The 12,578-nt window shown below is 62.5% G+C and carries 12 protein-coding genes and 1 pseudogene; 6 read left to right on the top strand and 7 right to left on the bottom strand.

Annotated features, from left to right (window positions below):
• The 4 genes from VMR39_RS26620 to VMR39_RS26605 all read left to right on the top strand — a co-directional run.
• A partial coding sequence (locus VMR39_RS26620) for a DUF2339 domain-containing protein (protein ID WP_325420910.1) occupies positions 1-777 on the top strand: 777 nt, incomplete at its 5' end.
• 108 nt (positions 778-885) lie between these two features.
• Complete coding sequence (locus tag VMR39_RS26615; RefSeq protein WP_325420908.1) at positions 886-1,233, top strand: hypothetical protein; 348 nt, start codon at positions 886-888, stop codon at positions 1,231-1,233.
• A 48-nt stretch (positions 1,234-1,281) separates the two neighbouring features.
• A complete protein-coding gene (locus VMR39_RS26610; RefSeq protein ID WP_325420906.1) occupies positions 1,282-1,701 on the top strand; it encodes a lysozyme inhibitor LprI family protein in 420 nt (139 codons plus the stop codon).
• 33 nt (positions 1,702-1,734) lie between these two features.
• Positions 1,735-2,361 (top strand): hypothetical protein, encoded by a 627-nt coding sequence (locus VMR39_RS26605; RefSeq protein WP_325420904.1) that lies wholly within the window; start codon positions 1,735-1,737, stop codon positions 2,359-2,361.
• Here the strand turns inward: VMR39_RS26605 and VMR39_RS26600 are convergent.
• From VMR39_RS26600 to VMR39_RS26590, 3 genes are read right to left on the bottom strand one after another with little or no spacing between them, the layout of a single operon-like run.
• Complete coding sequence (locus VMR39_RS26600) at positions 2,289-3,530, bottom strand: sel1 repeat family protein (RefSeq protein ID WP_325420902.1); 1,242 nt, start codon at positions 3,528-3,530, stop codon at positions 2,289-2,291. The two genes, VMR39_RS26605 and VMR39_RS26600, sit on opposite strands and share 73 nt — an antisense overlap.
• Before the next feature lie 4 nt (positions 3,531-3,534).
• Positions 3,535-4,545: a tetratricopeptide repeat protein gene (locus VMR39_RS26595; protein WP_325420900.1), complete on the bottom strand. Its 1,011-nt coding sequence runs from the start codon at positions 4,543-4,545 to the stop codon at positions 3,535-3,537.
• Complete coding sequence (locus VMR39_RS26590; RefSeq protein ID WP_325420898.1) at positions 4,542-5,462, bottom strand: hypothetical protein; 921 nt, start codon at positions 5,460-5,462, stop codon at positions 4,542-4,544. The genes VMR39_RS26595 and VMR39_RS26590 overlap by 4 nt, the downstream gene beginning before the upstream one ends.
• 240 nt (positions 5,463-5,702) lie before the next feature.
• On the opposite strand from VMR39_RS26590, the gene VMR39_RS26585 reads away from it, so the two are divergent.
• Entirely contained in the window at positions 5,703-6,113 is a 411-nt protein-coding gene (locus tag VMR39_RS26585) for a response regulator (RefSeq protein ID WP_325420896.1), read from the top strand.
• A gap of 733 nt (positions 6,114-6,846) precedes the next feature.
• Here the strand turns inward: VMR39_RS26585 and VMR39_RS26580 are convergent.
• Positions 6,847-7,056: a hypothetical protein gene (locus VMR39_RS26580; protein WP_325420895.1), complete on the bottom strand. Its 210-nt coding sequence runs from the start codon at positions 7,054-7,056 to the stop codon at positions 6,847-6,849.
• A 373-nt stretch (positions 7,057-7,429) separates the two neighbouring features.
• On the opposite strand from VMR39_RS26580, the gene VMR39_RS26575 reads away from it, so the two are divergent.
• Positions 7,430-8,869, top strand: a complete 1,440-nt coding sequence (locus tag VMR39_RS26575) for a carbohydrate porin (RefSeq protein WP_325420893.1) — start codon at positions 7,430-7,432, stop codon at positions 8,867-8,869.
• Between the two features lie 338 nt (positions 8,870-9,207).
• Here the strand turns inward: VMR39_RS26575 and VMR39_RS26570 are convergent, their stop codons facing one another.
• The 3 genes and pseudogenes from VMR39_RS26570 to VMR39_RS26560 all read right to left on the bottom strand — a co-directional run.
• Positions 9,208-10,011 (bottom strand): EAL domain-containing protein, encoded by an 804-nt coding sequence (locus VMR39_RS26570; RefSeq protein WP_325420891.1) that lies wholly within the window; start codon positions 10,009-10,011, stop codon positions 9,208-9,210.
• Between the two features lie 744 nt (positions 10,012-10,755).
• The gene (locus VMR39_RS26565) at positions 10,756-11,280 is read right to left on the bottom strand and encodes a lipocalin family protein (protein WP_325420889.1); all 525 of its coding nucleotides are present in this window, start codon (positions 11,278-11,280) and stop codon (positions 10,756-10,758) included.
• 781 nt (positions 11,281-12,061) lie between these two features.
• Positions 12,062-12,578 (bottom strand): annotated as a pseudogene (locus tag VMR39_RS26560) (hybrid sensor histidine kinase/response regulator); the annotation flags it as partial.

The following is a 12,578-nucleotide window of genomic DNA, read 5'->3' as shown; positions in this document are numbered from 1 at the left end:
GCGTTCGTTCTGTGGCGGACGGGCACCGACTTGCCCAACGTCTTGCGCAAGGGTGCGATGGCCTTGCTCGGTGCGCTGATGCTGGTCGGCATCCACATTTTCTACAAGCACCTGTTGCTGATCGGCGACCCCGCGAGCTTCGTGCGGATCGGGCTTGCCGAGCGGACGCTGTGGGAAGTCGCCCTCATCGGCGCTGGTGTCGCGGTCTGGCGTGCCCTGCGCGTCCGCGACGTCGCCTTGGCCCTCATCGGCGTGGGCGCGGCGCACAACGTGCTTTACACTGTGCTGCTGCACGATCCGCTCTGGGACGCGCAGGCGGTCGGGCCATGGCCACTGGCGAACCTGCTGCTTCCCGCCTTCGGCATCGCTTTTGCGGCGCCGTCGCTGTTCGCCTGGATCGCGCCCGAGGCAGCCGCGCGGATGAAGCGCCCTGCGGATCTGCTACGGATGGGGCTGATCCTGCTGTTCTCTTTCGCCACGCTACGGCAGCTGTTCTGTGGTACCCTGCTGACCGTCACCGAAATCGGCGAGGTCGAGAATATCTGCCGGTCGGTCCTCGGCATTGCGCTCGCGCTCGGGTTCCTGCTGTGGGGCATCCGCAGCGGCCTGCGCGATTGGCGCATAGCCTCTCTGGTGCTTATCCTCCTGGCGGTGGTGAAGGTGTTCCTGTTCGATGCGTCCGGCCTGGAGGGCCTGCTGCGCATCTGCTCGTTCCTCGCCCTGGGCTTCAGCCTGATCGGCATTGGCTGGCTCTACAGCCGCAATCTGAAGGGGTAATGGCGTGGCTCGGCGCGGGGCACCGCGTCGAGGCGATGTCACCAGTCTCATGGAAACCCCCGGTCGAGCCGCACGTTGCGATCAGCATAAACCTGGAGAGTACACCCGATGAAGCAGAACCCGTGCCTCCTCCTCCTTATCGGGATCGTTCTGCTGGGCCTCGGAGCCTTCATGAGCCTTGCTGGCGGCCCGCCCAAAGCGGATCCCGGCCAGACCATACTGTGCCAGGAACGCATGAAGGGGCAGGGCAACGAGATGCTGCGCCGATGCGACGAAGCCGCCTTTGCGGCAGCGATGACAGCGACCGACGCCAAACAGGCTGCAGCGTCCATCAGCGCCAGCAACAACCAGGAGATCGGCGGGAATGCCGTGTCTATGTTCCTCCTCGGTATCGGCCTTGTGGTAACCCTGGCCGGCGTTCTTGGCTGGCGCAAACAGGCCCGTCGTGGCGTCTGACATGCTGCGCGGCGCTACCGGCGGCTGTCGTTCGAAGCGACGTTTGCAATGATACGGTCTTTCTTCATCCTCTCGCTGGGGATTTCGACGGCGGCCATGGCGTCGCCCGCCAGCGAGGATCGCACCGAAGCGGCGTTGCAGCGCTGTCTCGATACTCCTGCAGCCGCAACCACCGCCGGACAGACCGAGTGCGAGGTGGCGGCGGCCTGCGACTACGACCTGAGAATGAACACCGCTTACGGCCAGCTGCTGGAGAGACTGGCTCCGCCTGAAGCCGCCCGGCTGCGGTCGGCGCAGCGGGCATGGCTTGCTTTTCGTAGCGCCGACGAGGCGGCGCGAATGGCGTTGTATGAGAGGCGGCAAGGGACGATGTACGTGCCCATGCAGGCGGCGGCCTCTGCTGCGGTCATCCGGGATCGAGCGCTCCAGCTCGAGACATCTCTTCGTGTCATGATGATCGATGAGTGAAGCACCCGGCGACGCCGGGCCTGGCGCTGGCCGATGATGACAATCACCCTGGCGACCGTGCTTGGCACCGCGGCTATTCTGCTGCTTCAGGCGATCGTCGTCGGCGGATCAATCTACAGCATCATCTACCGCTTCTCCAGACGGCGACCGGCGGCGGGCGGTACGCAGGAGCGGATCCACACCGACACAGAGGGCGGCAAGGTGATCCCGGTCATCGCCGCGTTCGCAAGCGTCAGGGGACTGCCGTGGTGGTTCGCGCTCGCCTCCAACAATGCCAATCCGTCACCGGTCATTTTCGCGTCGGGCGTCTGGTACCGAATGGTCCGAAGGCACGAGCGCCGGTTCGATGAAATCGCGCGGATCGAGGTCAAGATCGCCTGGAAAACGGTAAACATCGAGATGCAGTTTCACGGCGAACTGCTGACATTCGCCGTCAACGCCGGCACAACCGCGGCTGCGGGAGCGGCCCTGGCCCTGTTCCCATCGGCACTCGACACGTCCGAGCACGCTAAGGCCATCCTGTCCGGCTTCAACGCAGAGAATCTCGATCGCAGCGTTACCTGGCACCGCGACCCGGATGCACTTACTCAGCTCAAATTGTTGAGCGCAGCCAGGAACATGGCCTTGAGGTTTCGGCGTGTGGCCATGGCGGTTTCGTAGTCTCCCCGGAAGCGCGCCATCTCCTCGCATGAAGAGAATGTCCGGTTGGCCCGGACCACTGCATCACACGACTTGATCCAGGGCGCGTGCTGTCCGGCGCCGGTCCGGTACAGCGCCCGCGCTTCGTCGCAGACCGTCCTGGCGTCGTCGGTACAGGCTTGCGAAAGCGCCACATAGGCCAGGAAGTCCGCCCTCGCGTAGCGGTTCGGCGCAGCTGCGCGCACGGCGGCGACCGTCTTGGCGAAGAAGTGACAGCCCTCGGGATCGATCATGTCGGCGTCGTTGTGCAGGAAGCAGGCGAGTGCCAGCCTGGACCACGCCTTGTCGAGATCGCGGCTGACCCCGGTCGCGGTCAGGTGCATCCAGCCCAGATACTTGCAGGCGTAGGGCCCACGCCCCGGGTCGTCGCCGTCGCACACGCGCGTGAACCGCTCCTGGGCCTTGGCATAATCTCGCAGCTGGCGGTTCTGCAGATAGAGTTTTCCCGCCTCGTAGCAACCAAGCTCGTTGAACCCCGCCTCGCAGGACTTGTCGTAGTGACCGAGCGCACCGCGCAGATCGCCCCCGCGCGCGGCCCCGACGCCCCGGCTCCAGCAGGTATCGACGTTGAAGTCCTGCTTGCAGGGCGGGGACTGGTTGGCGGGCGCCGGATACTGGATCTCGTAGTTCGGAAGCGATTCGCCATCGGAAGACCGTTCCCGGCCGATTTCGCGCATGCGCGCCAGGAAGCGGTCATGGACCCGAATGATGCTGTCCGGCCGGCAGCTCAGCGCGGTCAGGGTTTTACCGGTGCGGGTGACCGTCAGCGTTCCGAAGGGCTGGAGAGCGGAAGGGTCCGGCGCGATTCCGTTCCTGAAACCTGCCGTGATGCGATAAGCGGTGTCGCCGTTGGTGAAGGTCACGATCTCGTCGATCGTGTCGCCCGGGCCGTTCTTCCGGCGATAGTCGAGATCCGCCAAGGGGCTGCTCAGCGTCATTTCCGGCTTTAGCAGAGCCGAGCCGTAACGATAGGTCGCGCGCGTGCCCACGATCGAGACCGACACCTCGCGATCGTGCCCCTGGATCCGGCAGGTCAGCACGGTCTCCTCCTGCGAGGAACCGGACGCGAGCGCCCCAGCCGTCCAGAAAACGGCCAGGATCGAGATGAGGGCAGCGGCAATATATCGCATCGATCTATTCCTCATGCGCTTCACGATTTGCCGGGCCGTCCTCCTTCGCAGTGTTGACCGGCCTGTCGGCGATTGCTGCCTTTGCGATAGCGATGGCTTTCGCGGCATGGCCGGCTGATGGCGTCTGCGGGTCCAGCGCCAGGCTGCGCTCCAGCAAGGCAATCGCCCTGCCGTCGTCACGCTCGCGGCCGTTTCCGGTCTGGTAGGCTCGCCCCAAAGTAAAGCAGCTTTCCGCTTCGCCCAGCGTGCATGCTACGTCATGTAGAGCGAGGGCGCGTTGATGGTCTTTGGGTGTGCCCCGGCCATCGTCGATCATATTGGCGAGATTGCCGCAGGCGCTGGGGTCCTTGGCCTCGCACGAGGGTTCGAACAGCGCGAGGGCGCGCTCGTAATTACGTCTCATGCCCAGGCCATCGCGGTAGAGCACGCCTAAATTGTAGCAGGCGTGCTGATCGTCGGCGTCGCAGGCTTGCCTGAACAACCGCGCCGCCCTGTGATGATCGCGCCGCACGCCTCTTCCCAGCGAGTACGACGCCCCCAGGTTCGCACAGCCTGCCGTCGGGCTGTTCATGCAGGCCTGCTGGAAAAGCGCCGCGGCGCGGGCGTCGTCCTTGGGAACGCCGTCCCCGTTGATGTAGGCAAGCCCGAGGTTGGAGCATCCGGTCGCCTCGCCGCCTTGGCAGGCGAAAGCGTAATAGGCGCGCGCGATATCGGTCGATTTTGCGACGCCTTGCCCCTTGCCGTAGGCGAAGCCGGTCATCGTGCAGCCCTGCATGTCGCCGAGTTGACAGGCTTTGCCCAGGATCGAAACGCCTCGTGCATCATCGCGCGCAATCCCGTTTCCTTCGAGAAGCCGGTCGCCAAGGCGGGTACAGGCGCTGCCATCCTTGTCCTCGCACAGCGTTTGCAGTTCGATGACGGGGTCAATCTGGGCGACGTCCTGGGCTTGTGCCGGCCCGACCAACCCCGCGAACCCAGCAAGTAGGTTGAACGACAATGCGATGCCACGGATCATCGCGTCGTACACGCCGGATCAGCGCATACAAAAGACGCGTCGTCACCGTTCATTCGGGCGAGGCTTGCGCGAAAGCGCAGCTCCTGCGGCGTGGCAGCGAGAACCTCGATCTCGATTTCGCGGGCACGGATTGTCTTCTGGGAAGCCGGAAAGCGCATCGTCTGGGCGCTGCTCGAGTGCGCAAGATCATCGATGCTGTAGCCGCGCAAGTCGAAGGCCAGTTCGCCCCTCTCGATCCCGCGATAGGCGATGTCGTAGATCGTGCCGCTTTCGATCGTATCGTAATTCCTGGCGTCGGGGATCTGTACGCCTTTGGCATAGTCGCGCGGAGGGACGATTGCGTGACCCGCAGTGACCGCTTGCGCTGTTCCGAAGGTATCAGGCGCGGGCGCCGTCGAGCGGATGACCGGAACCTTGGGATCTGCGCGCATCCGTTCATGCAAGTCTGCCGGACTGACTGACGCCTCGGTGTCGGCGATCAGTGCTTCGGTGAAGGCGACCTGGTCGATCGCCAGAGGGAAGCCGCCGGTCCGGGTTCGATCGGCAGCGCAGATGAACTGCAACTGGGCTGCCCCCACCGACCCGGCCTCTACGGGATTGGGGCCGGCGTAGCTCAGCGCCGTCTTATCGAGCCTTTCGTCATCGGCACCGTAGCGCAGGACCAGGTCCCACGTTTCGGTGTTGTCGCGGCAGTCGCCGATCATGGAGGCGCGCAGCGAGGCAGCGGGGTTGTTCGGCTCGCGCAGGATCTGGCTCGCCTCGTACCGCACCGTGTCTCCGTCGCGCACGATGGATTCGACGTCGACGAACAGCACCTTGTCAGCGCCCTGCGTAACATACCACCACTGCGAGGTCCGCGCCTGCCCCGCCGAGGGCGACAGCATGGCCAACCCGCATGCAATAATTTCAGGTTTCATCCAAACTCCCCGGCCATTACAAAGATTTTAGACAGCAAAGGCCGCAGCTTACAACTGCGGCTGTTTGTTTCCTGGGCGGTAATGCGACTACCGCAGCGATCACAAAGTTGAAAAAAGGAGGGGCGCGCGCCCGTCAGTTCGTGCCGTATAGGCAGCCGCCGTTCAGGAGGGGACTGCCACGGCGCGGAACCGGAGAGGCGTGGCGGCCTTCCTGCCACATGATTGCAAGAAGAGTTTTTGATGACCATTGAAGTCCTGATCGTCGATGATGCCCCCTTCGTTGCCCTCGACCTCGAGGACACGGTATTCGAAGCCGGATTTATGGCGCTGCGTCCATGTGGCTCGGTCAGCGGCGCGCTCGCCCTTCTGGATCGACGATTGCCGGATTGTGCAATTCTGGACATAAGCCTGGCTGACGGCGATGTTTTTCCTGTCGCAGATCGCCTGCGCGCCGCCGGTGTGCCGATCATATTTCACTCGGGAATTTCTGATACCTCTGGGGTAAGGACACGATATCCCGGCGCGTATTTCTGCCTTAAGCCTTGCCCGCAGGCCGAGCTCGCAGAGACACTGCGCCGCGCGATATTCGATAGCGCTCAGGTTGCATCCTGGAACGACGAAGAACCGGCGGATACCGAATATTTATCATGAGCGAAACGCAATCCGGCCCGGGCCAGGTCCCGCGGAATTCAGCATTTTCCGACAGCAGGATATTGTGATTACGTGTGACCGTAAATGGATTCCGACGACGTCGAGCTCCTCAAAGCGGTTTCCTGAAAGTCCTTGGGCAAAGTTGCGGGAGACGAAGCGCCATCGCCCATAGCGATAGGGGGCCTTTCGTTGACCCGCACCGCCAACCTGGATCGTTGGCTGACCTTGATCGCAGGAGACCTGCCTTGGGGAGCGCCGCGCCTTCGATGCGCCGTACTATTGGGAGGTGGGGCCCAATGCCGGCGATTGGATCCAGAAAAAAGTTGAAACCCGGCAACGATCAGGCCGGATAATAGCTGGCTGGGATAATACGGCCCTATTCGCCGTAGCGAGCGCTCGGATGTGCCTGTGAGGCCGCGCGATCGGGACATAGATCCGCGGCCCGGCTCAGCCATCGCTGTTTTTCAGCCGGGCTCAGGGCAGGGCGCCTCACCCGTATACCCACGTGGTGCCACTTGGTGAGCGAAAGACAGCATGGTCGCGTCGAACGCTGTGCCTATAGGCGCGATCGGATGGCCGACGTTCGCGCTGCTGTTTCCGGCTCTTGCAGGATGATGCAGGGTCCCCGACGTTAGTGGTCTTAATCGACTCTGTTACAAGGTTAGGCTGCCCGCGCCCGCAGGACTCGAGAGCGCCGCGGGTAACAATTGCGAATCTCGGATTTTCGCTGAGGCTAGACGCCGATCGTCGGGTCCTCAACGAACGGGGAGTGGTCGGGGAAGTGGGTGCGCAGCAGTTCCAGGACCTGGTCGGCCAGCTCATCATGCGAGGTGAAGGCGGCCGCAGATCGCATGATGGGGGCAGAGCCTTCGCCTTTGTACACTTCTGCAAACACCTGCCCGCTGGCCGTGTCCGACAATGTTTCAATCCTGATTGTTGTCATCGCGCTGTATCCTTTCCTCCACAATCGCCGCCCATGTTGCAAAGTTCCCACGCACTCGCGCCGTGCTGGCGCTACCTCGGGCCGGGTTCAGCAGCGACGAGCCCGGGTACGGATGCGACAGGCCCGCCGGAAAGGGCGCGATACCAGTGATCTCCTAGCCCGCGATGAAGTCGCGCCGGGCTAGTTCGACGCGATCGGAACTGACAAAGCGGCTTCATGATCGCATCGACGATCCCCAGGTTTGTTCAACAAGCCCGGCCGGCGGATCGTGGGCGCGATCAACGATGGATTCTGGCACACCGGCGCACCGGGACAGGAACACCCGAACGACTACATGATTGAAATGGTTTCATTTTAGGAAACCATCCGTTTCATGATCGTCCCGATGCCACGCTCTCTATGCTCGCTTCCCTGGATTTTCGCCCTCGCAGTTCCCGCACCCGGCCTCGCTCAGGAGCAGGGTCCTGCGGTCGGTGCGAGTGGCAAGGAGGCGAATCCGCCCGAAGCCTCGCCGGCCTCCGCGAAGGCGCCTTCCGCCGACACGCTCGCAGCCACACCGACAGAAGATCATACCCAGAAGACGGAAGCGCGCCGCAAGGCAGCCAGGTTCATGGAATTCGACAAGCTCAGGACACAGGGCCAGACCACCGATTTTCCCGGAGTGGGCCAGACCCTGACGAAGGATGCCGGCGGAGTGCGCTCCTGGCTCTACGATCACGATCTGTATTTTCGTGGTGTGAGTTCGAACACGTTGACAAAGGATGTCTCGGAAAATGGTCTCGATGGCGACGCGCAAAGCTATACCGGCCAGAAACTGACTTTCACCCAAAGCAACGAGCTGCGCCTGAGCTGGAAAGTCGGCGGCTCGGGAGAGGACATCACCCAGATCAATGTCGGCGGCCTCTTCAGCGTCGCCAATTGGCGGCAACTCGGGCCCTCCGGCGCGCGGTTTTCCAACCTCACCGTGTTCAGCAGTTTTCTCGATCGGACGTTCGAGGTGAAAGCCGGCTACAACCAGAACCTTTCCGATTTCGTGGGGATCTTCGCTGGCGGAAACCCCATCCTCGCGAGCGGCGTGGCGGGCTCGATTCCGCTGTCAACGGGCATGAGCGGCGGCACCGCCCTGGCGCCCAGCTTCAATGTGCAGTTCAACGCCAAGAGTGGCTTCTATTCAAAGTCGGCCATTCAGCGCAGCATCTTGCCCGAGGGCATGTCAGCCGATGCGGCGAGCGCTGGCGCTGGCCTCAAATTCACCCGCCCCGGAGCGAAGGCCCTTTTCATCCAGGAAGTCGGTGTGCGCCGAGCGAGTTCGCCCAACAGCCGGCAGATCTGGCTACGGGGCGGCGGAAGCTACAACACCACGCTGTATGATCGTCTCGATGGCGCCGGGCGCGAGCGCAACTGGTCGGCCTATGCTTTGGCGGACTACCAGGTTTATCAACCGGACGCGGGCGCCGCGTACAAGGGAGTCTACCTCGGTGCGTCGGCGCTTTTCGCGAAAGATGCAGTCAACGTCTACAAGCGTAGCCTCGAAGGGCGGGTCTATGCCCTGGGTCTGATCCCTGGTCGGCCCGCCGACCAGGTCACCATCACAGTCGGACTGAACAGCTTCAGCCGCACCGGCGCCCGGGCCGTCGAAGATGCGGGCGGAGTGGCACACGAGAGCCAGTTCTCGCTCGGCGCTCTCTACGCGTTCCACGCACTCGACGGCCTGTTCATCTCGCCCTCCGTCAATTACATCCGCAACCCGAGTTTCGTTGGGGAATTCAAACCCGCCATCAATCTTGGCGCCTCGGCCACCGTACTGTTTTGAATACAAGCCTGGTCTGCGCCGGCAGCCGTCGTGGCTGCCGCGCCAGCCCCAGATATGCTGGATCCCGTGAGCCGGCGGCCAGACCTCGTCTTCGCGTGATCCGTGCGAGCGCCGGTCGGTGCTACCGAGCGCTTCTGCAAGAAGCCAGGCGGTTCGCTCTGCCGTTTACAGCGGCTGCAGTGGAGGAAGCTGCAGATAGGCAAGCAACGTTTGACCGCTGTCGGCGCCGGCTGTCAGCAAGTGGTCCGAGGGCAGTGCTTACCGTTGAAAAGTCGACGGAGCGGCAGGACCGCGCCCGATGACCAGGACGTTTATTGCCTGTCGGCACCGCTGCAACGCTAATACGACGCCGGCATTTGCGAGAGGCTCGAACCGCCAGATGGCGGGGCGATGCAATGTAGCGAAATTCCCGCTTCGCGATCCTGTCGGGACCCTTGTGCCGAAAAGGCACCGGGCGACAGCAAGGGGACTGGCAAGGTCTTGAACGCGGGGCGTGCCAGCAGATAACCTTGCATGTAGCGGATGCCGATCTCGCGCAGAGTGTCGTACTCGCCCAGCGTCTCGACGCCCTCTGCGATGACGGCAATGCCAAGCGCCCTGGCTATCGCCACCACGCCCGCGACGATGATCCATCGCGGCTCGCTTTGATCGACGCTGCGGATCAGGTCCATGTCGAGCTTGATGAGATCGGTCTGGAACTTCGCCAGAAGCCCCAGCCCGGCATGTCCCGCCCCGAAGTCGTCGATCGCTGTTATGAAGCCCATTCTGCGGTAGCTCGCGACAATACTGCGGACGTGGTCCGTATCGATCATCTGCTCGTTCTCGGTGAACTCGAAGATCAGGCGATCAGTCGGAAATCCGACCTCGCGGGCCGTCCTGAGCGTGAGCTGAATACACGCTGCCGGCGAATACACGGCGTTGGGAAGGAAATTGATCGAAAGCTTGGCGCCGGTGGCGAGGATCCCCGCCTCGACCGCTCCTGTAATCGCGGCAACCCGGCATTGCTGGTCGAACGCATACCTGTTCTCAGCGGTTACCTTCGACAATACTTCGGCGGCGTTTTCGCCGTTGCTGCCGCGGACCAGCGCTTCGAAGGCGAAGGCGCGGCCGGTTTCGCAATCTACGATGGGTTGAAAGGCCATCGCAATATCGAAGCCCGCGCCTTCGGATCTGCAGCCCTGACATCCTGTTTGCATATCGCCGTCTCCTGCCCTCCCCGGTCACTGGTAAAGGAGGAAGAATAACAGCGCCTTAAGAGAGGGGGGCGACTGGCGTCGAACAGAAACTGAAGGCTTGCCCTCTTAATGGTTGTCGTGCGTCGCGTCAGCCGGAACAAGCTGTTCAGTATCGGCCTGCGGCGCGGTCTCGTAAGAACGGACTCCGGACCAGACCAGGACAATCGACATGGCGAAGATCAGTCCATAGATCGCCTTGGCCCATGGACCGGCCGAATGCTTCCTCCGTACTGTCAGGGTCGATTTCCATGTGCGCAGTCTGGCGGTAGGGACGCGGCGGCCCCAGCAAGTCGGCGCTCACTAAGGGGCCGTTAGAATGGTCGTAGTGCACCCAACAACACACAGTTTCGGCGATAATCGGCCAATCGATGAAAATATTGCCATCGTCGCGATACACCGCACGCATGCGATGCAAGGGTATAGCTACTCGATCAGGATTTCCAGGCGTATTGCGCAGCGGCGCCGCGTCGGCTGTCCAGTCCTCGTCCGCACAGGGTGCTTGGTGCGATGCATAGGCGCCTTGTCTGCACGAAGTGCACATGTGAACTTTTCTCTGCGATAGGGAAGAGGGCCGGTCCTGGCGAGCGGCAGGGACTCTCGCGGCCGAGCTGTTTTCGCGAGTCCAAACAAAAATAGACGAGTAATCCTGGCCTATGCCTGCGCGAGCGCGGCGTCGGAAACGACGTTTCCGCTCTGGAGCGGGGTGATCAGCGTCGCCAGGTCGAACCCCTGGGCCGCCGCGCTCGACAGGTAGTCGCCTCGCACTTCGTCGGACAGTTGCGGCGTGCGTGAAATCAGCCATAGATTGGCCCGATCGGGAGTGCCGACCAAGGCCACCGTGTAGTCGGACGCGATTCGCATGACCCAGTAGTCGCCTTTGGTGAAGGGAAGCCAGCGCAGATATTGCGGCAGAAAGCTGACTTTGAGCCTGGCCTTGCTTGCATCGGTGGGAACCGCCTGTCCGATAGCCTGGTCGGGCTTGCCATCCTCGACGATGCAGCGGTTATCGACCTTGATCGACCCATCGGCTTCGAGCGAATAGGTCGCGGTAATATCGCGCGCTTGGACGTCTTCCCACTTGAGCGGCAGCCGGCAGATTTCGAACCAGGTTCCGAGGTATCGGGCCAGGTCCAGATGGGCGACGGTGGTAATCGCCTGCGGGGGGGGGGTGCTCATATGGGTCTCCATGCACAGGAGAACTGAAGCGATAGGTTCCGGTTCCTGTCCCCGCCGGTCCGGGGTCAGCCCTTCAGTCATCTGTTGGTAAAGAGTGTTTTCATCAACGATGCTCACCAATCCGAAAGGTCCGAAGGGCAAAGATCCTTGTGCCTGGCGAAGTCGGGTACCCGAAGACAAGGCCCGACCCCGACCTACCCCCTGTCTCAGGAGCCGGGCCTTGTATCGCTCGATGGGAATAGCTCGTGGACCGGCCCACAATCGTGGGCGATGGAGAGGCGAAGTGTTGCGCGCGCTGCTCCGGCGGTCCTTTTGTTTGGCGGGATGGCATATCCCTGACAACAGCACCCTGGCGACCGACGACGTGCATCAGTTCGCGAAATGCAGGGGCTGCCGCGTGCTGCTCTACCGGAGTGCGAACCGGCGGTGGCGCAAGATATGACAGGCCATCGCGAGGCCAGTCCCGGAGTCGCCTGCAGGGACCGGAAGGGTCCGCATGAACGATGCGCCAGCTATCGCCAGCTGACTTCCATGAAGGCCTCCAACAATCTTTGCAAGGATGTTGGGTCGTCGGTCGAGATGGCCGCTACCCGTCCATTATCGCCTTACAGTTGCTCCGTTTCACCGTCCGAAAGCCGCCGATCGCTCAGATCGGTGGGGCGATTCTGGCGCAAGAAACACGGCCTGACGGCAGACGCTCAAAATCGGTGATTCCTCAGGATGAATCGCACACGTCCTCCGGATGCCGCTGGAAACCGGGCAGCCCTAACGCAGCGCCAGGCTAGTGGTCGCCCCCACCTACGCCGAGCAATTCCTCCACCGCACGGGCAAGATTATGGGTGGTATAAGGTTTCTGAACCACGATTCTAGAGCGGTGCTCTGCGGGCAGCAGCGCCTGTTCGCCGTAGCCTGTAGCGAAGAAGAACGGCACACCGGCGTCTGACAAACGATCGGCGATGCCGAAGCTGTTCTGATCCCCGAGGTTGATGTCGAGCACGGCGAAATCGGGCAGACCCCTGTCGAGCGCGTCGTGAGCACCGTCCGGGGTAGAAGCGGTGTCGATCGCGGCGCCGAACCGATTTAGGATGTCCTCGGCGTCGAGCGCGATGATGAGGCTGTCTTCTACGATGAGAGTAGACAGGCCCGCAAGCAAGTTCGGCTTCACCGGTTCCCTTGACGCGTGGGGCATGTGAGAGAACCGTTTAGCGTCGGGCAGACTTACCTTCTTGCTATCGAACTTCCGGGGCTCCGAGATATGGCGGGCAGGTATGCGGAACGAGGCTTTGACGCCGTCCGGC

The sequence above is a fragment of the Sphingobium sp. genome (assembly GCF_035511395.1).
Classification (GTDB): domain Bacteria; phylum Pseudomonadota; class Alphaproteobacteria; order Sphingomonadales; family Sphingomonadaceae; genus Sphingobium.
This window is presented reverse-complemented; position numbering and strand designations above follow the sequence as displayed.